Annotated in this window: 18 protein-coding genes and 2 tRNA genes; 11 read left to right on the top strand and 9 right to left on the bottom strand. The window is 63.9% G+C overall.

Translation table 11 applies throughout. The features are described 5' to 3' along the window. Nucleotides 1-111 precede the first annotated feature (111 nt). Both V6R86_RS10640 and V6R86_RS10645 read left to right on the top strand, forming a co-directional pair. Nucleotides 112-1,167 carry a 1,9-bis(guanidino)-5-aza-nonane synthase gene (locus V6R86_RS10640; RefSeq protein WP_338504413.1) on the top strand — a complete coding sequence of 352 codons (1,056 nt, stop codon included), beginning with the start codon at nt 112-114 and terminating at the stop codon, nt 1,165-1,167. A gap of 82 nt (nt 1,168-1,249) precedes the next feature. After that, entirely contained in the window at nt 1,250-1,669 is a 420-nt protein-coding gene (locus tag V6R86_RS10645) for an MAPEG family protein (RefSeq protein WP_338504414.1), read from the top strand. Here V6R86_RS10645 and V6R86_RS10650 read toward each other — a convergent pair. From V6R86_RS10650 to V6R86_RS10670, 5 genes are all read right to left on the bottom strand, one after another. Further along, nucleotides 1,666-2,838: a class I SAM-dependent RNA methyltransferase gene (locus tag V6R86_RS10650; RefSeq protein WP_338504416.1), complete on the bottom strand. Its 1,173-nt coding sequence runs from the start codon at nt 2,836-2,838 to the stop codon at nt 1,666-1,668. The genes V6R86_RS10645 and V6R86_RS10650 overlap by 4 nt on opposite strands. Beyond that, nucleotides 2,835-4,163: an NAD(P)H-hydrate dehydratase gene (locus V6R86_RS10655; RefSeq protein WP_338504417.1), complete on the bottom strand. Its 1,329-nt coding sequence runs from the start codon at nt 4,161-4,163 to the stop codon at nt 2,835-2,837. The genes V6R86_RS10650 and V6R86_RS10655 overlap by 4 nt, the downstream gene beginning before the upstream one ends. Continuing rightward, nucleotides 4,160-4,972 (bottom strand): 4-(cytidine 5'-diphospho)-2-C-methyl-D-erythritol kinase, encoded by an 813-nt coding sequence (locus tag V6R86_RS10660; RefSeq protein ID WP_338504419.1) that lies wholly within the window; start codon nt 4,970-4,972, stop codon nt 4,160-4,162. Before V6R86_RS10660 ends, V6R86_RS10655 begins: the two co-directional genes overlap by 4 nt. Further along, nucleotides 4,969-6,540, bottom strand: coding sequence for a tetratricopeptide repeat protein (locus V6R86_RS10665; protein ID WP_338504420.1), 1,572 nt, complete (start codon nt 6,538-6,540; stop codon nt 4,969-4,971). Before V6R86_RS10665 ends, V6R86_RS10660 begins: the two co-directional genes overlap by 4 nt. A 61-nt stretch (nt 6,541-6,601) precedes the next feature. After that, nucleotides 6,602-8,254, bottom strand: coding sequence for an electron transfer flavoprotein-ubiquinone oxidoreductase (locus V6R86_RS10670; RefSeq protein WP_338504423.1), 1,653 nt, complete (start codon nt 8,252-8,254; stop codon nt 6,602-6,604). Nucleotides 8,255-8,343: 89 nt separating this feature from the next. On the opposite strand from V6R86_RS10670, the gene V6R86_RS10675 reads away from it, so the two are divergent. The 6 genes from V6R86_RS10675 (at nt 8,344) to V6R86_RS10700 (ending at nt 14,396) form a co-directional block, all read left to right on the top strand. Next, nucleotides 8,344-9,081, top strand: a complete 738-nt coding sequence (locus V6R86_RS10675) for a uracil-DNA glycosylase (RefSeq protein ID WP_338504425.1) — start codon at nt 8,344-8,346, stop codon at nt 9,079-9,081. Nucleotides 9,082-9,089: 8 nt separating this feature from the next. Further along, entirely contained in the window at nt 9,090-10,943 is a 1,854-nt protein-coding gene (locus V6R86_RS10680; RefSeq protein WP_338504427.1) for a lytic transglycosylase domain-containing protein, read from the top strand. 257 nt (nt 10,944-11,200) lie between these two features. Further along, a complete protein-coding gene (locus tag V6R86_RS10685) occupies nt 11,201-12,271 on the top strand; it encodes a PA0069 family radical SAM protein (RefSeq protein ID WP_338504428.1) in 1,071 nt (356 codons plus the stop codon). 186 nt (nt 12,272-12,457) lie between these two features. Beyond that, entirely contained in the window at nt 12,458-13,843 is a 1,386-nt protein-coding gene (locus V6R86_RS10690; RefSeq protein ID WP_338504429.1) for a M28 family peptidase, read from the top strand. After that, nucleotides 13,843-14,070 carry a hypothetical protein gene (locus tag V6R86_RS10695; RefSeq protein WP_338504431.1) on the top strand — a complete coding sequence of 76 codons (228 nt, stop codon included), beginning with the start codon at nt 13,843-13,845 and terminating at the stop codon, nt 14,068-14,070. The genes V6R86_RS10690 and V6R86_RS10695 overlap by 1 nt, the downstream gene beginning before the upstream one ends. Next, complete coding sequence (locus V6R86_RS10700; protein WP_338504433.1) at nt 14,067-14,396, top strand: hypothetical protein; 330 nt, start codon at nt 14,067-14,069, stop codon at nt 14,394-14,396. Before V6R86_RS10695 ends, V6R86_RS10700 begins: the two co-directional genes overlap by 4 nt. A gap of 1 nt (nt 14,397) precedes the next feature. Here V6R86_RS10700 and V6R86_RS10705 read toward each other — a convergent pair. Then, nucleotides 14,398-14,472 (bottom strand) — tRNA-Ile (locus V6R86_RS10705). A gap of 92 nt (nt 14,473-14,564) precedes the next feature. On the opposite strand from V6R86_RS10705, the gene V6R86_RS10710 reads away from it, so the two are divergent. After that, nucleotides 14,565-14,641: transfer RNA gene (locus V6R86_RS10710), tRNA-Pro, on the top strand. A gap of 725 nt (nt 14,642-15,366) precedes the next feature. Here V6R86_RS10710 and V6R86_RS10715 read toward each other — a convergent pair. The 3 genes from V6R86_RS10715 to V6R86_RS10725 form a co-directional block, all read right to left on the bottom strand. Further along, on the bottom strand, nt 15,367-17,346 hold the full coding sequence (locus V6R86_RS10715; RefSeq protein ID WP_338504434.1) for a hypothetical protein: 1,980 nt from the start codon (nt 17,344-17,346) through the stop codon (nt 15,367-15,369). 149 nt (nt 17,347-17,495) lie between these two features. Then, a complete protein-coding gene (locus V6R86_RS10720; RefSeq protein WP_338504435.1) occupies nt 17,496-17,927 on the bottom strand; it encodes a hypothetical protein in 432 nt (143 codons plus the stop codon). Nucleotides 17,928-18,433: 506 nt separating this feature from the next. Then, on the bottom strand, nt 18,434-19,000 hold the full coding sequence (locus V6R86_RS10725; RefSeq protein ID WP_338504437.1) for a recombinase family protein: 567 nt from the start codon (nt 18,998-19,000) through the stop codon (nt 18,434-18,436). Between the two features lie 265 nt (nt 19,001-19,265). Between V6R86_RS10725 and V6R86_RS10730 the strand changes: the two genes are divergently transcribed. Together V6R86_RS10730 and V6R86_RS13880 are read left to right on the top strand one after the other, a co-directional pair. Then, nucleotides 19,266-20,117 carry a type II toxin-antitoxin system death-on-curing family toxin gene (locus V6R86_RS10730; RefSeq protein WP_338504439.1) on the top strand — a complete coding sequence of 284 codons (852 nt, stop codon included), beginning with the start codon at nt 19,266-19,268 and terminating at the stop codon, nt 20,115-20,117. A gap of 61 nt (nt 20,118-20,178) precedes the next feature. Next, a complete protein-coding gene (locus V6R86_RS13880; protein WP_425335987.1) occupies nt 20,179-20,883 on the top strand; it encodes a PP2C family protein-serine/threonine phosphatase in 705 nt (234 codons plus the stop codon). Nucleotides 20,884-20,923 lie beyond the last annotated feature (40 nt).

Here is a 20,923-nt window from a genome sequence, read left to right on the forward strand (position 1 = left end):
TCGGGGGTCGGCCTGTCCCCCTGCTGAAACAATGACGGCCAATAGCGGGCAAGCGCCCACCCCAGCCCTTCCCGCCCGCGGGACGGAAACGCACGGAGCTATTGGAGCACCATGAACACCGAAGCCAAGATCAACGACACCCGCAAGGCGGAGCTTCTCAGCAGCACCGTCGAGCATATCGACATCACCAAGTTCGACGCCCGCCCGATCGTCGAGGCGATGGGCAAGATGAGCTTCACCAGCCGCGACCTGTCGCGCGCGACCGACATCTACAATCAGATGCTGAGCGATCCCGATTGCTCGGTGATCCTGGTGATCGCCGGCTCAACCTCGGCCGGCGGCTGCATGGACCTCTACGCCGAGCTCGTCCGCTCCAACATGGTCGACGCCATCGTCGCCACCGGCGCCTCGATCGTCGACATGGACTTCTTCGAAGCGCTTGGCCACAAGCACTATCAAGCGCTTGAAATCCCTGACGATGACACGCTGCGTTCGCTCTACATTGACCGCATCTACGACACCTACATCGACGAAATTCAGCTGCAGGACACCGACTTCACCATCGGCAAGATCGCCGACACGCTGGAGCCGCGTCCGTACAGCAGCCGCGAGTTCATCAAGGAGATGGGCAAGTGGCTGCTGGAGAACGGCAAGAAGGACAACAGCCTGGTCAAGCTCGCCTACGAGCATGACGTGCCGATCTTCTGCCCGGCCTTCACCGACAGCTCGGCGGGCTTCGGTCTCGTCAAGCATCAGGTCGATGCGATGAAGGCTGGTCGCCGGTACATGACGATGGATTCGATCGCCGACTTCCGCGAACTGACCGACATCAAGATCAAGGCCGGCACCACGGGCCTGCTGATGATCGGCGGCGGCGTGCCGAAGAACTTCACGCAGGACACCGTGGTGTGCGCCGAGATCCTCGGTCACGAGGATGTAGAGGTGCACAAATATGCCGTGCAGATCACCGTCGCTGACGTCCGCGACGGCGCCTGCTCCTCCTCGACGCTTCAGGAAGCCGCCAGCTGGGGCAAGGTCTCGACCGCGCTCGAGCAGATGGTGTTTGCTGAAGCGACCTCGGTCCTGCCGCTGCTGGCGTCCGACGCCTATCATCGCGGCCACTGGAAGAACCGCGCAAAGCGCGCCTTCGCCAAGCTGTTCGATTAAGTTTCGCTTGCGAACCAAAGCCGAATGACGGACCCTCCCCGCCTCAAACGGGGAGGGTTTTTCATTGCTGCAGCCAAGTCCTTTGCTCGGGCCAGTCGTCGCGCTCGTCGCCTGGTCGCTCGTCATGCTGGTGTGGATGGCGATCGCACGGGCCGGCGCGTTCAAGCGCCTCGGCGTCTCGCTGCGCACCATTCCCGCCGGCTCCCGCGGCTCGGCGCTCGACAATAGCCCGGAAGCCAAGGCGCAGTGGAAGGCGCACAATTACAACCATCTGATGGAGCAGCCGACGCTGTTCTACGCGATCGTGCTGGCGCTGGCGGTAATGGGGTTCGATCACCCGATGAACGTGCTGCTGGCGTGGGGCTATGTCGGCCTGCGCATCATCCACAGCATCGTCCAGGCGACGATCAACGTGGTGGCGATTCGCCTGAGCCTGTTCGCGCTATCGACCCTGTGCCTCGCCGCGCTGACGCTGCACGCCGCCATCGCGCTCTGGCACTAGCGACTGAAGGCGGCCGCCAGCTCGACGTGGGTGGACCAGCGGAATTGCCCGACCGGGCGCACCCAGTCGATCCGGTAGCCACCTGACACCAGCACCGCCGCATCCCGCGCAAAGGTCGCGGGATTGCAGCTGACATAGGCGATCCGCGGCACAGCGGATGCGGCCAGCTCCGCCACCTGCGTTTCCGCTCCGGATCGTGGTGGGTCGAGCACGACGGCGTCCAGGCCGGCAAGCTCCTCTGCCATGAAAGGGCGGCGATAGAGATCGCGATGCTGCGCAGCGACCGCCGGGGCCGCCCGCTTCAGCGCCAGCACGGCGTCCCGGCTCGCCTCCGCCGCGACGACCTTGCCGGGGAGCGCCAGTGCGAACGTGCCGATGCCGGCGAACAGGTCGGCGCTCGACTGCGCTTCGCCGATCGCGTCGATCACCGCGTCGACCAGCGCCTGCTCGCCATCCGCTGTGGCCTGCAGGAACGCGCCGATCGGCAGCGGCACGGGTCGGCCCGACAGGGTGACGGTCGCCGGCTGCGGTTCCCACCGGACTTCGGGGCCAAGCCCTTCGTCGAGGCTGAGCCGCGCCAAGCCCTGCTCCTGCGCAAAGTCCACCAGCCCCTGCGCAGCCTCGAACCCCTCGGCCTTAACGCCTTTCAACAGCAGATCGACGCCCTGATCCGCAAGGGTCAGCTGAACCTCGGCCGTGCGTTTCGGCGCGAGGAGCTTCGCCAGCAGGTCGCGCAGCGGCGCGATCAGCGTGAACAGCTCGGGCCGCAGGATGTGGCATTCCTTGAGGTCGATGATCCGGTTCGACTTCTCGGCGTTGAAGCCGAGCACAACCCCGTTGCCGGCCCTGAGCGCCCGCAATGTCGCGCGGCGGCGGCTGCGCGGCGGCGAGAAGTGCGGCGGGCGAATGTCGCCGGTGAGATCGTGCTGCGCCAGCGCTCCGGCGACGCGCTCGACGAGATAGTCGGCATAAGCCGCATCGTCGATGTGCTGAAGCTGGCAACCTCCGCATTCGGGAAAGTGGCGGCATGGCGGCATCTGCCGGTGCGGCCCCGGCGTCAGCGCTCCGTCGGCATCGACGAGATCGCCCGGTGCCGCAAAGGCAACATGACGGCCACTTGGCGTAACGCCATCGCCGCGCGCCGCGATCCGGACGACGGTTTCGCTCATAAATGCTCCAGTAGATCGTCGGCGATCATGTCCGGACCGGCGTGCTCGGCGGCGCGGCCGTGCAGCCAGACCCCCGCGCAGGCGGCGTCGAACGCGGCCATCCCGCGCGCCCGGAGTGCCGCGATCATGCCGGCAAGAACATCGCCCGTTCCTGCCGTGGCGAGCCACGCGGGCGCGGGCGGGGCGAAGCCCAGCCGTCCGTCGGGCGCGGCGACCAGGGTGTCGGCACCCTTGAACACGATCACCGCCCCCGACGCCTCGGCGGCGGCCAGCGCCTGGTCGGCCTTGCTGCCGGAAAGCGTGCCGAACAGGCGCTCGAACTCGCCTGCATGCGGCGTCAAAATGGCGTCCTGCCCCCTCAGCCGCGCGGGATCGCCGACCAGCGAAATCGCCTCGGCATCGATCACCTTGGGCCGATTGCTGGTCAGCGCGAGGGTGAGCAGTTGTGGCAGGTGGCCAAGACCCGGCCCGACCAGGATGCACCCGATCCGCGGGTCGTCGAGCCGGGCGTCGCCGACCTCGACCACGCTGCGGGGAAGCCCGGCGATCGGGCGCGAGGTCGATACCCGCACGTAGCCGGCACCGCTCCGCGCCGCAGCGCTTGCCGACAGCGCCATCGCCCCCGGCATCTCGCCGGCAAGACAATGGACGAGCCCGCGGCTGTACTTGTGCGCGTCGGGGCGGACTGCGGGCAAGGCGGGCGTGCCGATCTCGAACCATCGGCGGTCCGCCTCAATCCCGATGTTGGCCACCACGACGCGACCCATCTGCGTCATGGCAGGCATCAGGCGGTGCGCAGGCTTGAGGGCACCGAACGCGACCGTCAGATGGTAGTCGGGGATCGGCGACAGCAGAGCCCCGCTATCGGCGTCCACCCCGCTCGGCAGATCGGCCGCGACCGCGAGATGCGATTCTTGCGCCAGCGACAGGAGGCGCTCGTGAAGCGACGGGTCCAACCCGCGCTTTAGGCCGGTCCCGAACAGGCAATCGATCAGCACGGGGGCGGGAGAGCAGTTCTCGACCCTTTCGACCGGCCCCTCCCAGTGCTGACGAGCAGCCCGCGCGAGATCGCTGGTCGGCTCACCCAGCGCGGCGACCCGGACCGCGATGCCGCGCTCGGCAAGACACCGTGCCGCGACATAGCCGTCGCCCCCGTTGTTGCCGGGTCCGCACAGGATCAGCGCCGGCATCGGTCCGGCAAAGCGGCAGGTCGCCTCGGCAAGACCGCGGCCCGCCCGCTCCATCAATTCGGTCAGCCCGCAGGGTGCCGCGGCTTCGGCATCGCGCATCGCCGCGACCGACAGGATCGGCCTCGCCTCGTTCACCGCAGAACGCTCGCGAGATGCCACCATTGGGGCGGGCAGGCGGCGGCCGCCGTGTCGCGTGCCTCCTCGCTGTCGAACAGCGCGAAGCAGGTCGCGCCCGAGCCCGACATCCGAACGAGTTCCGCCCCCTCGCGCACGCCGAGCCAGTCGAGCACCCGGCCGATCTCCGGCACCAAGGCCCGGGCTGGCGCTTCGAGGTCGTTGCGCCCGTCGCGCCAGTTGCCAAGCGGGCCACGATCGACCCCGTCCCACCCTCCGAACACCGCCGCGGTGGACAGCGGCAGGCGCGGGTTGATGAGCAGGATCGGCGACCCGGCTATGCCCGCATCCACCAGGGTCAGGGCGTCGCCCGCCCCTTCGCCTCGCGCGGTCATGCTGAGCAGGCAGGCGGGAACGTCGCTCCCGAGCGTCGGCGCGATACGCTGGGCAAGCAAGGGGTCGATGCCCCACAGGCTGGTCAACAGCCGCAGCGCCGCCGCCGCATCGGCCGACCCGCCGCCGATCCCGCTCGCCACCGGAAGGCGCTTGTCTAGGGTCAGGCGAACGCCCTTCCCCACCCGCGCTTCGGCCGCCAGCGCCGCCGCGGCGCGGTGAACGAGATTGTCGGCGCCGTCGTCGAGCATCGCGGCGAACGGTCCGGTCACCGTCAGCGACAGGTCGTCGGCAAGTTCGGCCGTCAGACGGTCGCCATCGGTGCAAAAGGCGAAGATCGTCTCGAGGTCATGGCGCCCGTCCGGCCTTTTGCCGCGGACATGCAGCGCGAGATTGATCTTGGCGGCGGCAATCTCGGTCAGGGGCGGGCTGCTCACGGCGCGGCGGTCGCCGGGGAAAGGCCGCCGGCGATCTTGGCGGCAATCCGCGTGGCGACATCGTCCTCGGCGGTGACGAGCGCCGCATTCCAGGCGAAACGCGCCTCATATTTGCGCCCAGCGGCGTACAGGGCGTCGCCGAGATGCTCGTTGATCTCAGCCTGTGCGGGATCGGCCGCCGCGGCGCGTTGCAGCGTCAGGATCGCCTGGCTCAGCTTGCCCCGCTTATATTGCGCCCAGCCGAGCGAATCGGTGATCGAGGCGTCGTCGGGCGCCCGGCGGCTCGCCTCGGCGATGAGCGCCTCGGCTTCGTCGAGCTTCTGCCCGCGCTCCAATCGCGCATAGCCGAGATAATTGAGCACCGTGGGGTTCTCGGGCGCCAGCCGATACGCCAGTTCAAGCGCGCTTTCCGCCTGGGGCCACATCCCGGCCTGCTCGAGTGCGGCCCCCCGCAGCAGATGCACGGACCATAGCTCCGGTCCCGCCCCACCCGACTGCAGCGCCGACACCGCGCTGTCATAGGCCGCCGCGGCCTCGCCGTGACGCCCCATGGCGTCCAGCACATCGCCAAGCCGCAGCCAATCGCCCGCCTGCTTGTCATTCGACGCGACGAAGGCGCGGGCGCGCGCCAAGGCTTCTTCCTGCCGGTCGGCGCCCAGCAGCACCCGCATCTCGGCATCACGCATTTCGCCTGCGAACGGAGAGCTGTCGGGAATGCTGCGCAGGATGGACAGGGCATCGGCGCCGCGCCAGCTGCGGTCGAGCAGCAACGCCGTCAGCAGCGCGGCCTGCTCGCTACGCGGGTCGGCATAGCGCGCCACCTGGGCCAGACTGAGCGCAAGGCTGCGGCCCTCTTCCCCGTCGAGGCTGACGGCAAGCGCGGTCAATAGTTCGGAATAGCCTTGCGTCGCCGTCGCGATCAGCGGCCGCGGCCTGCGTTCTGCGGCAAGGGTCGAGGCGGCCGCGCGCAGGGTCGAGTCCCGTCCGGTAAGAAGGGTAAGGCCGGCCTCGCGCTCGCCGGCCGCGGCAAGGCCGGTAGCGAAGGCGATGCGAAGGCGGTTGGAACGACCACGCGCGGCGGCTAGCGCCGGCTGGATGAATGGTTGCGCTTCCGAAGAGCGGCCGGCGGCAAGCAGGATCAGCGCCTTTTGCTCGGGCACCAGCCCGGCCAGCGGCGCGTCGGCGGCGACGCCGTCCAGCAGCCGCACCGCTTCTTTCCAGCGGCGTCGCTCAGCGAGGATCCAGGCGCCCACTAACGGGGCCATGAACGCGATCTGCTGCGGATACTCCGTCTTGGCCGACGAACGGGTCTGCAAGTATTGGCTGATCCGCAGCAATTGCGCTTCGACCGGCAGGCCGGCGGCGGGTTGCTGGCCGATCAGACGCAAGGCGAGCGGCATGTCGCCGCCGACGATCGCTTGGCTCAGCGCGCGCCGTGCCATGCTCCGATCGCCGGGATCGGCTGCCGCAAGGCTGGCATAAAGCATGGCCGCCCGGCGGGCATCGCCGGCATCGGCGGCCGCCCGCGCGGCGACAAAGGTCGCAGCACCGGACCTCAGGAAATCCACCTGCTCGCGCCCCGGTGCCGCTCCAACCGGAGCCGCGATCAACGCGAGTGCAATCGTCAGACTACATGTTCGGATAATTGGGCCCACCGCCGCCCTCCGGGGTCACCCAGTTGATGTTCTGGCACGGGTCCTTGATGTCGCACGTCTTGCAGTGGACGCAGTTCTGCGCGTTGATCTGCAGCTTGGGCGCGCCGCCCTCCAGCACATATTCGTAGACCCCAGCCGGGCAATAACGCTGCTCAGGGCCATCATATTCAGGCAGGTTGACCCGCGTCGGAATGGTCGCATCCTTGAGCTGAAGATGGACCGGCTGGTCTTCCTCGTGATTGGTGTTTGACAGGAAGACGCTCGACAATTTGTCGAAGCTGATCACGCCGTCGGGCCGCGGGTAGTTGATCGGCGGGGCGATATCGCGGCGCCACAGGGTTTCGTGATCGGGATGATGCTTCATCTCGAACGGCAGCCGAAGGCCGAGGTGCCGAAGCCACATGTCGGTCCCAGCGACCAGAGTGCCGATGGTGGCGCCGAGCTTGGCGACCGCCGGCTCGGCATTCTTCACCTTGCGCAATTCCTCGCCGATCCAGCCGTTTCTGACCGACGGCTCATACTCGGCGAGAACATCGCTGCGGCGATCAGCAGCGATCGCGGCAAAAGCGGCGTCGGCGGCCAGCATGCCCGATTTCATCGCGGTATGCGTGCCCTTGATCCGCGGCACGTTCACGAAGCCGGCCGAACAGCCGATCAGCGCCCCGCCCGGGAAAGCGAGCTTGGGAATGCTCTGCCACCCGCCCTCGTTGATGGCGCGCGCGCCATAGGACACGCGCCGTCCGCCTTCGAGCAGGGGACGGATCGCCGGATGCTGCTTGTAACGCTGCATTTCGTCGAACGGCGACAGGTGCGGGTTCTTGTAGTTGAGCGCGACGACGAAGCCGATCGACACCTGGTGGTTGTCCTGGTGGTAGATCCAGCCCCCGCCCCACGCATCGTCGAGCGGCCAGCCCTGGGTGTGGATCACCGTGCCGGGCTTATGCTTGGCCGGATCGATGTCCCACAATTCCTTGATCCCGATGCCGTAGACCTGCGGCTGACAATCGGCTTCGAGATCGAACTGCTTCTTCAATTGCTTGGTCAGGCTTCCGCGCGCCCCTTCGGCGAAGAAGGTGTAACGGGCGTGGAGCTCCATGCCCGGTTGGTAATCGCCCTTGTGGCTGCCATCGCGGGCGATGCCCATCGCGCCGGTCGCGACGCCCTTGACCGAGCCGTCGTCGTTGTACAGCACCTCGGCGGCCGGGAAGCCGGGGAAGATCTCAACGCCAAGCTCTTCGGCCTTGCCGGCAAGCCAGCGGCACAGGTTGGCGAGACTGCCGGTGAAGGTGCCCTTGTTGTCGAGAAAGCTCGGCATCATCAGATGCGGCAGGTTGAATTTCTTAGACCTGGTCAACACCCAGTGGTGATTGCTGGTGACCGGCACGCGGCCGAGCAGGCAGCTGTCATCCTCGCGCCAGTCGGGAAGCAATTCGTCGAAGCTGCGGGGATCGATCACCGCGCCCGACAGGATGTGAGCGCCGACTTCCGATCCTTTTTCAAGGATGCAGACACTGAGCTCGCGCCCGACCTCGTTCGCCAGTTGCTTCAGCCGGATCGCGGCGCTCAGGCCGGCCGGCCCCGCGCCCACGATGACGACATCATATTCCATCGACTCCCGGTCGCTCATCGCTTCGCTCAAGTCCTTCTTTTCGTTCGGCCCGGACTTGGCCTCCGCCGCTACTTCCGTCAATGGCCGCAAGGTCTATGGTGAACGCGATGAGCGAGCGACTGGAGCCGAACGATCTGACCCGGGCGGAGGCGATGAGCCTGCTCGCGTGGTGGGTCGAGGCGGGCGTCGATGTCGCCGTGCAGGACGAGCCGCGCGACTGGCGGGTGCGCGCCGCGCCGCCGCCCGCGCTTCCGCCCGAGCCGCTCGACGTTCCAGCCCCCCAGCCTCCACGGCCGACCAACGGCGGGACGCTGCCCACCACGCTCGACGCCTTCCACGCGCATCTGGCCGAAAGCGCCGATCTTCCCCTGTTCCGCGCCGGTGCCGCGCGAGCGCTGCCGCATGGACCGGCCGGCGCCGAACTGATGCTGCTGACCGGCATTCCCGGACCCGAGGATGTCGCGGAAGGCAAGCCGCTCGGCGGTCCGGCAAGCAAACTTGCCGAGCGGATGCTGCGCGCCGTGGGCCTGGCGCCGGACGAAGCCTATGTCGCGGCGCTGACCTGCTTTTCGGGCACGGGCACGCGCTTCACGAACGCCGACAGCGCAGCTTGCCGCGACACGGTGCTGGCGCAGATCGCGCTGGCCGCGCCCAAGCGTCTGCTGCTCCTCGGCGACCAGCCTGCAAAGCTGCTGCTCGGTCAGCCGATGACGACCGCACGCGGCAAACTGCACCGCATCGGGGGTGTGCCGACCGTGGTCACCTTCCCACCGCGCCACTTGCTCGCCAACAATGGTCACAAGGCGCTCGCCTGGGCCGACCTCCAGCTGATCATGGGTGAATGACCTTGTTCTTGTCCGCTTTCGCGTCCGTGCTGTTTGTGTCCTCGGTTCAGCCTACCACCCCGCCCGATGATCCGCTCGCGCCGATCGAGGAACCGCACGAGGCGCAGCCGACGCCTCCCACGCCGGCAACCCCTGCTGCGCCGGTAGTCCCGGTGCTGGTCGTCCCCAAGGATTGGCCCGGTGTCTTCGCCGCCATCCTCTCCAGCCAATGGGCCGCTGCCGCGGCGGGGATCGATGCCCTGCCCGCGTCGCCGCTGAAGCCGCTGGCGCGCGCGCAGCTGTACACCGCCAAGGGATCGCCCCCGGTGACGGCGCAGCAGGTCCTCGACCTCCTCGCCGAAGCCCCGGAATTGCCGCAGGCCGAGCAGCTCCAGCGCCTCGCCATCGCCCGCGGCGCGTTGGCGACCCCGCCGCTCCCCCGCCGCGCCGCGCTGGTCCCGATCGGCTCCGCGCCGCGGCGCGGTCGGGCGAGCCCGGTCACCGGCGAACCCGCGGTCGATCGGCTGCGCAAGGCGATGGAGCCGCTGGTCAAGGTCGACGATGCGGCCGGCGCGGAAGCCCTGCTCACCGCATCCTTGCCGTCGATCAGCGCCGAAGCCCGCGCCGAACTCGGCCAACGGGTAGCGTGGATTTACTACGTGCGCGGCCAGGATGCCGAAGCGCGGCGCATGGCGGATTTGGCACGCAGCGCCTACACCCCGCCGCCGCCCCCGCCCGCACCGGTCGTGGTTCTGCCACCGCCAAGCGATCCGCTTGCCCCCGGCCAGATGACCGCGTCGGCGCCGGCCCCGCTCCCGCCGCTTCCGCCGCCCAGCATCTCGGTCACGCGAGCCCCGACCGGCCCTTGGGCGCAGCAGGCCGAATGGGTCAGCGGCCTCGCCAGCTGGCGGATGAACGATTGCAACACCGCGTCGCGCGCGTTTCGTGAAGTCGGTGAGCGCTCGCGGGAGGCGAGCCTTGCCGCAGCTGGTTATTATTGGGCGGCCCGCGCGGAAATGGCCTGCCGCCGTCCGGCCGCGGTCCAGCCCCTGCTGCGCCTCGCCGCCCGCGATGGTGAGAATTTCTACGGTCTGCTGGCGCGCCGCACCCTGGGTCAGGAAACCCGGCTCAGCCCGCTCGATCTTGGCCCCGCGGCCAATATCGCCCGCCTGCCCAACGTGGCGCGCGCAAACGAGTTGGTCCGCATCGGGGAGCGCGATCTCGCGGGCGAACTGCTTCGTCACCAAGCCCGGATCGGCACGCCCGCCGAACAATCCGCGCTGGTCGCCACCGCCGCCCGGCTCGAGCTTGCCGCCACCCAGCATTTCCTCGGCCACTTCGGCCAACCGGGCGCTCGGGTCGCGGCCGCTGCGCGCTATCCCGCCCCGCGCTGGGCGCCGCGTGAAGGGTGGCGGATCGATCCGGCGCTGGCGCTGGCCCACTCGCTACAGGAATCGTCCTTCCGCGCCGAAGCTGTCAGCCAGGCCGGTGCGGTCGGCCTGATGCAGGTGCTTCCCTCGACCCGCGATCTCATCGTTCGTGCTCGCGGCCTGCAGCCCGGCGATTTGCGCGATCCGGCGGTGAACATGGGCTTCGGCCAGGCCTGGATCGAATGGATGCGCAGCCATCCCGCGACCGGCGGGCACCTGCCGAAGGTGATCGCCAGCTATAATGCCGGCCCGCTTCCCGTCGGGCGCTGGCAGGTCAACGATCGCGGCGACCCGTTGCTGTGGATCGAATCCATGCCGTTCTGGGAAACGCGTTTCTATGTCCCCGCGGTGATGCGTAACCTGTGGGTGTATGAAGGCTTCTCAGGGCAGCCGACGACGACGCTCTCCGAACTGGCGCAGCATCGCTGGCCGACGTTCCCGGTTCGGCGCTGATCAGTTCCGGAACAGAAAGCCGGGCCAGCGCATCTGCGTTCCGCGCTTGATGCGCCGCTGATCGTCCTCGAACGCAAGCCTTTGTTCCTCCGCCATGCTCGGGCGAAGCACAGGATCTTGCGGCCGCTCGTTCTGGGAAAAGTCTTTCTTCTCCATGGCATGGTAATAGCATCGGACGATGACGGCTTGCCGGCACTTATGTTGCGTCTTGATGTCCGTGTTCTTGCTTCGTTCTCGCCAGCGCGTAAGATTGCAGCATGGCTGTCGAGTCGATCCAGGGGCGCGGGGCCACCCGCAATGCCGTGCCGACGCGCTTCAACCTGCCCGAGCGTCTGGTCGAGGGTGACTGGCTCGACGAGGTGGAAGCGCTCGACGGTGTCACCCAGCGCCGAACCACGATCACGGTAGAGCGGCCAAAGTCGATCCTCACCCGCAACAGCTCTCCCGACATCGGCTTCGATCGCTCGGTCAATCCGTATCGCGGGTGCGAGCATGGCTGCATCTATTGCTTCGCGCGGCCGACCCACGCCTACCATGACCTGTCGCCCGGCGTGGATTTCGAAAGCCGCCTATTTATTAAACCCGACGCCGCCAAGCTGCTTCACGCCGCCTTGTCGCGGCCGGGGTATGAGGTCGCGCCGATCGCGCTCGGCACCAACACCGATCCTTATCAGCCGATCGAAGGGCGGTTTCGCATCACCCGCTCGATCATCGAATTGCTGACCGAGACGGGCCACCCCTTCACCATCACCACCAAGTCCGACCGCGTGTTGCGCGATCTCGATCTCATCGCGCCGGCCGCCCACCGCGGGCTGGCGGCGGTGGCGCTGTCGGTCACCTCGCTCGATCCCGCGATCAGCCGCACCCTCGAACCCCGCGCGCCCGCCGGGCGAAAGCGGATCGCCGCGATACAGCGCCTCCAAGAAGCTGGCGTGCCGACCCTGCTCGCCGTCGCGCCGATTGTGCCGCAGATCACCGATCACGAGCTCGAGCGCATTGTCGCGGCTGGCGCTGCGGCCGGTGCCCGCGCCGCCTTTTACCTCCCCGTCCGCCTGCCGCACGAGGTCGCGCCGCTGTTTCGCGCCTGGCTCGACGATCATTATCCCGACCGCGCGGCGAAGGTGATGGCGACCATCCAGTCGATGCGCGGGGGCAAGGACAATGACCCCAATTTCTTTACCCGGATGCAGGGTCAGGGCCCGTGGGCCGATCTTCTCCGCACCCGCTTCGCCGCGGCGACCCGCAAGGCGGGGCTGGGAACCGGTCGGCTTACGCTCCGCCGCGATCTGTTTCGGGCGCCCGAGGGACGGCAGATGCGGCTGCTCTGAACCTTGCAATGTAGGACCGCGGCTGATCTATTTCTGGCGGTGATCGTCCTTCCGCCGCGCCGTCGCTTCACCATAGCGACCGTCCCGCCCTGGGACGAAGTGGACGAAGTGGACTCAATGGCAATTTTCCGGTGCCGCGGGTGGCCGCGATCTTGCTCCCACCGCCGACCGGCCTACAGCAACGCCATGCGTATCCTTCTTGCCGGCCTGCTCGCCGCGACCGCCCTTCCCGTCACCGCTCAGCCGACGCAGGACCCCGATGCCCGCATCGCCGCCCTGCGCACCGACGCGCTGAGCGACGACATGGCTTGGCGGATCACCGAAGACCTCACCACCGAGGTCGGCCAGCGGCTCGCCGGAACCGAAGCCGAAGCGCGCGCCCGCGCCTGGGCCGTCCGCCGGCTGACCGCCATGGGATTCGCCAAGGTTCGGATCGAGGACTTCCCCATGCCGGTCTGGCAACGCGGCCGCGAAAGTGCCGAGCTTGTCGGCCCCTATCCGCAAAAGCTGGTCGTCGCCGCCCTCGGCAACAGTGCCGCGACCCCAGCGAGCGGAATTACGGCCGAGGTCGTCAACTTTCCCGATGTCGAGGCGCTGCGCGCCGCGCCGACCGAGCAGGTACGCGGCAAGATCGTCTATATCGGCCATGCCATGCCGCGGACCGAGGACGGCAGCGGCTACGGCGTCTTCGGTGCCCCGCGCCGGCAAGGCCCCACCGTCGCCTCGCAAAAAGGCGCGATCGGGATCGTCATCCGCTCAATTGGCACCGACCGTGAGCACCGCAACCCGCATACCGGGGTCATGAACTTTGCCGATGGTGCGACCCCCATTCCCGCCGGCGCGCTGTCCAATCCCGATGCCGATCAACTCGAACGCATCCTCGCCCGTGGCCAGCGCCCGACCCTCCGGCTGACGCTGGAATCGACCGTGAACCAAGGCCGCTCGGGCAATGTCATCGCCGAAGTGCCCGGGCGCGATCCCAATGCCGCGCCCGTTCTCGTCTCCTGCCACCTCGACAGCTGGGATCTCGGCACCGGCGCGCTGGATGACGCCGCGGGCTGCGGCATTGTCACCGCCGCGGCCAAACGGATCATGGACGCCGGCATGCCCGCCCGCCCGATCCGCATCGTCTGGTTCGGCGCGGAGGAAGTCGGCCTGTTCGGTGGGCTCGATTACCGCGCGAAATACGGCAAGCAGCCGCACCATGCGATCATGGAAAGCGACTTTGGTGCCGACCGCATCTGGAAGGTCGACAGCCGCCTGGGCAAAGAGCGCGAAGCCGAGGCCAGGCGTCTTCAGCGCATGCTCCAGCCGCTTGGCATCGTTCCCGGCAGCTTGACCGAGACGGAGGGCTCCGACATCGGGCCGATGGTCGCCGACGGTCTTCCCGGCGCGGCGCTGTCGCAGGACGGCACCCGCTATTTCGACATCCACCACTCGCCCGACGACACAATGGCGGTGGTCGACAAGAAGCAGATGCAGCAGAACGTCGCGGCCTGGACGACGGCGGTCGCGGTCCTCGCCGGGCCGGTCGAAGCCCGCCCGCAACCGACCCGTCGCCGCGCGCGCTGATGCGTTCGCGGTCGTCAGCGCTGCTAGCCCTCGCCGCGCTGACGGCTGCCTGCTCGCCCGGCAACAGCAACGACGATGTCCAGCCGCTTCCCGAGCAATCGGCCGACAGCGCGAACGCCCTGATGGCGGAAGCCGAACGTGCATCGGCCAATGCCGCGGCGCGCGCGGAAACCGAGCGGCTTCCTGCTCGTTCTGCAAGCGAAACCGTCAACGAGGACACGCCATGATCCGCAAAGCTGCTCTGATTGCTCTTCCCCTGGCGCTTGCCGCCTGCAACGTCGAACGCGATCCCGGCAACGACACGACCTCGATCACCGTCAACGACCAGAAGATCGAAGGCGCGGTCGATGGCGTGGGCAATGCGCTCGAGGATGCCGGCCGGGAAGTGAAGGACGCGGCGGACCGGGCGGCTCCAGCGGTCAAGGATGCGGCGCGTGACGTCGGCGACGCCGCCAACCGCGCCGGCGACAAGATCGAAGCTGGCGCCGAAGGTGCTGCCCGCGGCGTGCGCGAGGAAAGCCGCGACAACACCCCGCCCGCGAACAACCAGTAAATGGTGGGCCCGGAGGGATTCGAACCCCCAACCTGGCCGTTATGAGCGGCTGGCTCTACCGTTGAGCTACAGGCCCCGCGCCGCCTCTAGACAAGTGCGGCGCGGCGGCCAAGCACCTCAGCTAGGTGTGGCGTCCGCGCAAACCCTCTGCTAGGCGGCCTCCCAAGTCGGGGAGTGGCGCAGCCTGGTAGCGCGTCTGCTTTGGGAGCAGAGGGTCGCAGGTTCGAATCCTGTCTCCCCGACCAACTGCCGAAAACGTTGATTTTCTGCGATTCGGGATCGGTCACGTGTGACACTCGGAGTGACACTTCGTGAGACACCAGCGTTTGAATTCGACGCAATTAGCTGAGCGTGCCACGGTCTAGAGCACTCGGACCAAGCAGTCGCGGCAGGGCGCTCTCGATTCGAAACTGCTCGAAGTCCCGGAGGTGGCATCCGGGACGTGCGCTATAGCTTTCGTCTGTGTAGAAATAGAGATGGAGGCGGTTCGCTGGCTTTTGTTGAGCCGCAAGCTCGAACTCAGAGTGGGTCAGGAGCCATACAGCGTCGTGCTCAAGACTTACGAGACCAACTAGCTCAGCCGGGCTGTCTGATCGAAGCCACCAATCTAGTGTCGGCGCACCTTTGCCGCCAGAGGGCTTCCGCTGAAGGCAAGTTTTCACCTGAATTGTCACGGGCCGACCCAACGGCGCCGAGTAGGCAACAAGATCAACACCGGAGTCGGTTGTCATAACCGCAGAGTCGATGCCACTTCTTAGAAGGCGATATTGGATCAGGAGCACGCCAGAGGCTCCTATCTGCGCAGTCGTCAGCATGCACCCATCCAATAGCTCAAAGAGGCTCCTGACGCGGTAATCTGCCAGCTAAGCTTACCACGTCGAGCATATGGCGGTCCCAAGCGAGGCATCAACGCTTACTTTGCGAGCTGGTAATGAGCTTGTCTCCGCTTACTCGAGCCAGAGCCAAGTCGTTACTTCATGCCCGCCGAGATCTTTCGTTCTGTGTCGGATTTTTGGGCTGACTCCCAGATGACGTCGGAAGGATACCTGCGGTGCAGCTCCCTCAATGCAAGCCCCACGTTAGATTCTTCACTAGAAACGTGCACGACTAAAGTGTCGATCGCGCGAGTAAGAGGGATCATCAACCATTTCTTCGCGTAGCTCAACGCAGTGTCCCCTTCGTCAAAGAACAGGTCACCTCTAGATTCGTCGGAGATATCGGCATTCTTCAGTTTGTGCTCATAGAATTGGTCAAGCCCAAAGCAGACTACAGTCCAGCCCTCTAGACCCCGGCAAGACTCGTATTGCACAATGCGATACTGACTTACTGACGTGGGATAGGCTTCTCTGTTCTCTGGGTCGACCGCGTCCCAGACATCATAACCCCACTGCCGCATCTTCTCTGCGACCACTGAGCACTTGCGCCCGTCCACTCCAGAGACGACCCAGGAAGGGGGGACGCATGTAAGTATATCTATCGCCTCGTTGCCGTCCTTTTTTGCAGCGTCAGTAAGCTTCCTGTAGAGATCCTCGGAAAGTCCGTCGCCGCTAACGACGATGACTTTCCCTCCCTGCGCTTCGTGGACTGGCTCGAGCCTCCAATGACTGAAGTCGATTTCATCGGCGAAATGCGTAACAGCTTGGCAGAGAGATGCCTTGAGCCTCAAACTCTTATGTAGCGGCACGACTTGGGAGCCAATCCCCTTGGTGCCTTGGCGCCAATCCGTAACCTCAGTCCCGCGGACGAGCTGATCGACACCATCAGCTATCACAAACCTCTCAGCCCCGTATAAGCGATAGAGTAGATCGCGCTCGTTTGCGGGCCAGTCTTGGCATTCGTCTATGAGGACAAGATCCCACCGGAGGTCAGCGCTGTAACGCTCCTTTGCCAACTCGATATCGGACGCTGTGATGGCTCCGCTTTCGATCATCTCAAGAGCTTGCTGTTTGTATAATTGATAGTTCTCGAGGAAGTCAGACTGTTCCTTTTCAATGATCTCCAGCGATGAGAGCCAACGATGCATGAAACTGTAGATGCTATTTATGGTCAGGCTCTGTCCCCCGACCACCTGTTTGGTTCCCAATAGCTTAAGTAGGCGATGAATATCGGCCATCAGCGCCTTATTATATGTGAGTATAAGGACTCGCAGCCCAGCGGCGGTGTAGGACTGATACGCTAGTTGTAAGAGCCTGACAGTCTTGCCTGTTCCTCCACGGCCTCTGAATATCAGAAGCTGACTACCAAGCTTGTCCATATATTGCTGTCGGTCGAGAACAGACCGAGTAATCCCCTCGAGCTTCTTGCGGTCGATTCTTGAAGCCTGGAGCTCTTTTGAAAATATCTCGGTCACGCCTCGGATTGCAGCACGCCCAAAGAAGGTTGCCACGTCCTTGCCGTGATTATCTCCCCCATCCATCAGCGCACACTTCTCTAAGAAGTCGCGCCAAGTTACATCCATACCGATGATGTTAGAGGTTGCCTGAGGCAGACTCGCCGTGTTCATACGGGTCAGCCAAATGAGATTGATGATCCATGGCGGGCGGGGCCGCTTCGGCTGGTTCTTTATGTAGTTTCTGAGTGAGAACTTCTGCGACTCACTCTGAGCTGTGACGTCGTGCAACTCGCCATTGTAACGGACAGAACACTTAGCACCCTGAAATTCAATTTGATGAGGCTGGTGCCCTTTAACCTCTATCGTGACACAAAGTGACTGAACTTTGCGCCCTCGGGAGGTAGTGAACTTTCTGTCGGCACCTCTAAAGTCGCCGTAGAATACTAGGAGATCTATGTCTCTGGTCTTCTGCCCAAAGCACTGTGCTGAAGGAAAGATCTCAAGACTGACAGCAGTCGAGCTCTCTAGATCGGGATCATACTGGACCGCTAATCTCGCTAGTTGTTGAGCCGCTTCGTGCTCGGCGCTTCGGTCGTCACGAGCGTGTATCTTGATCATGCCCGGCTTATAGAAGCCCCCACTCAGAAAAGGGTTAATAGCGGCGCATCGGACCACTCTGCTGCAACCTAGAACGTTGCTTGCGCCTTCCTGGGCAGGTTGCAGATTCAGAGACGGGCTCGCTTAGCCAGCGACGTGCGATCGTTGGGTCAGATTCTAGGAACGATAACGCCACGCCGAATATAATCCCCACACATGGTGCGGAGTCCCTCAGCCTCATCATCCATATTCATCACGAGACGATCGGGCCATTGCGCTACAAGGATGAATGTCTTGCCGTTGTAGCCGCCCATTCGGTTCTTCGCGTTAACAGTACCGCAAGTGAGAGCGAACATCACCTTCGTCTCCACCTTCCTGCCGGTGGCATCAGGCAGCCTCTCGGTCGCTTCTTGAAGAACCGTGCTGTAGTTCCACACGATCTTAGCCGAGTCAGGATCGACCAGCGCATCGAGAACCCTGGGGTTTACGTTCGTCTCGAGCCACTCAGGAGTGAGTTCAAGAACAGGAGGGTCGAGCTTCTCTTGTGCGAGAGCATCCGACGCCAAGAACAGGGAGGAAAGGGTGAGCAGCACGCGATACATATGGAAACCTTCGCAACTGATTTAGACCGGCCTGATTAGCGGACCGAAGCCACTCTGTCGGAGGCTGACCTTTAGATTTCCTTGCGGCAATCTGCACATCTAATCGCTTATTTGCGTAGACAACCGGGTGCTGGCCACTCGATGCTTATCAAGCCTCGGAAAAGTCAGCACATATTCTGTAGCCAGTGGATGGCAGAACCAGTCGACTTCGCCGAGCGCGAGAAAACCATGACTTTTCACTACCGGCTTCGATCGAGATTTTGCGCCCCGCTGGTGGATGGGAAAGGCGTAAACGACGCGCCTAACAGGCATCACCCGGGTCAAGCATGCACGGGACTTCTAGGACATCTCTTGACAGTCTGCACGGCTTGCATGGGGGCGGCGCGAGATTTTCACGAAGCATTGAGGTCCTATTCGGACCCCGGCCGCTCGTGACACAACGACTTACCATTTTCATGCAAGCTGAGACCAGCTTACCATCCGCATGCAAGGTGCAGTGGACAAGCTCACCGCTCGGTGCTGCGCTCAGTCGGCTGTAAGGCTCTGTAGACGCTGGCACGGCCGATCCCGAGCTTCCTGGCTATCTCGGCACCCCCAAGACCTTGATCGCGCAGAGAACGCACTGAAGCGGCGTCTACCGTCGGCTTGCGGCCTTTGTAGACACCGGCAGCTTTGGCCTTCGCGATTCCTTCCATCTGACGCTCACGGCGAAGACCTGTTTCGAATTGAGCGAACACACCGAGCATCTGGAAGAATACGGTTCCTGCCGCCGTGGAGGTGTCAACCGGCTGATCGGTTGCGCGTAGAAAAGCTCCCTTGTCTTTCAAAGTTGAAGCGATCTTTTCGAGGTCCGCGACGGAGCGGGCAAGACGGTCGATGCGGGTCACCATCAGGGTGTCACCGCCCCGAATGAAATCGAGCAGAGTGGTCAACTCGGTTCGCCCATCCAAGGTCGTGCCGCTCTTCTTTTCTGAACGTATAATGGTGCAACCAGCTGCCCGAAGCGCCGCCTCCTGGATTGCACAGTCCTGATCCTCAGAGGAGGCGCGAGCGTAGCCGTAGGTGCTAGTCATGCAATGATCTCCGATGTCTCGATAGCGTCTAGACCATAGATATCGCATGTCTCAAAACTCAGAGTTAAACTCTATTGAGACGCAATCGGCGCCTCACATGAATGTCTCGCTAAGGTATACTCGCGAAGACAGCCTATCACGCAGTTGCCAAAGCGCTTAGGCTGCCAGGCTGACGCCGTTGCTGCGCATCGGCATCGATGGACAAAGGCACGTGCCTTGGGGGGCGCGACAACGATCTGCCGGAACATTGCATGGTGTAGGATAGATGATCTCATATAAGAACGCCGCTGTTGCGGATGAGGCTGCCCGCTGGCGGGAGAAAGCAGACACTTACCAGGTTAGTGGCAGCCAACAGAGCCTGTCATTGCAAGACGTCCTCGACGTGCACTTCGTGATTGTGGACATGTTTTATGGTCAATCAGGAGGTCTAGGGGGAGTGGGGCCAAAGGACCTCGGACTCCTCAGTTCGGCTGTAGCTCGACAGGATAGCTCTTTTGGTGGATCTGCACGGTGGGACTCTCTTGAAGAAAAGGTCGCCACTCTTCTGTATGGAATTGTGCTTAATCACCCTTTCCACGACGCCAACAAAAGAACTGCTTTCTTGGCGGCCTTATACCAGCTTCAATCCTCCGGTCGTTATATCAAGGTTAGCGCGGAGTTATTCGAAAACTTCTTAGTGTCGGTTGCGGAAAGGTCTTTTCGCAAGATGGAGAAGTATCAGCGGACTTTCAAGGATACTGAAGATGCAGATGTCATGTATATCGCTCATGTGATTAGAGGAATCACTAGGCATGTAGATAGAAGAGACTATAATATAACTTTTCGCGAGTTGGACAGGGTGTTGAAGCGTTTTGACTATTGCCTTAATAACCCTCAAGGAAATTACATAGATGTTTGCCGCCTTGATGGAAACGATGCCGGTCACAAGGTATGCCAGATTGGCTTCCCGAGTTGGTCAAAGCAGGTCACCCGACAAGGCATCAAAACTATACGCCAAGCCACCAACCTTGACGTCTTGAACGGAGTTGACTCGCAGGTCTTCTTTAAGGATGTCGAGCCAGTCAGCCAGCTACTGGCTCGCTATCACGAGCCCCTAGTCCGACTAGCAGACCGATAGGTAGTTGGAGAACGCAACAACCAACTCTGTCCGGTGCCTAGTTCGCTCGCACGTGGGTCACGTGCGGCGGCGGAATGAAGATGCGTGGCATACATCTTTTGCACCTTCGAGATTGGACGACAGTCCTGCCACTCAGCTCACGCAGGCAAACAGAATAAGCCACCAGGCTCAGGCGACGTCGGGATGGGCAGTCGTAGCTGATGGCATGGGAGGTCATCCGGCGGGTGATGTCGCTAGTCGCACCGTTGTAGACTTTGTTGGCAGCTCCGCTCCAGCCCTAATGAATAAACAAGAGATCGAAAGGTGCATAAGCGTCGCAGATCACATTCTGCACTCAGCGAGCTCTAGGGACCCGAACTTACGCGGCATGGGATCAACGGTCGCAGGCATCATCAAGCACGGAAGCAAAGCGCTGACTTTCAATCTTGGAGACAGCCGGATCTACCGTTTCTCCAGCGGAGCCTTAGAACGATTGAGCAGCGACCACACTGATGCCACTGGAGCCCTCACCAGATACCTCGGTGGCTTCACCCCAGCGAACCAAGCGAGGCTCGCGCCACATATGGTCGAGATCATGGTGGCTGTCGGCGATAAGCTACTCATTTGCACCGATGGCCTCACAAGGGGCCTCACGGACACCGACATCGCATCTTTCATCCAGTCGGAACGAGCCGCAGACGACTTGCTAGAAGCAGCTCTATGCAAGGACGGTTCGGACAACATAACATTCGTGCTGTTGGACTTTCTCTCTGATCAACAAGCGTAACGTCTTCAGGTATACTCCCCCAGACAGGGACTAGTGCTCG

This window comes from Sphingomonas kaistensis (assembly GCF_036884275.1).
GTDB classification, from domain to species: Bacteria; Pseudomonadota; Alphaproteobacteria; order Sphingomonadales; family Sphingomonadaceae; genus Sphingomicrobium; species Sphingomicrobium kaistense_A.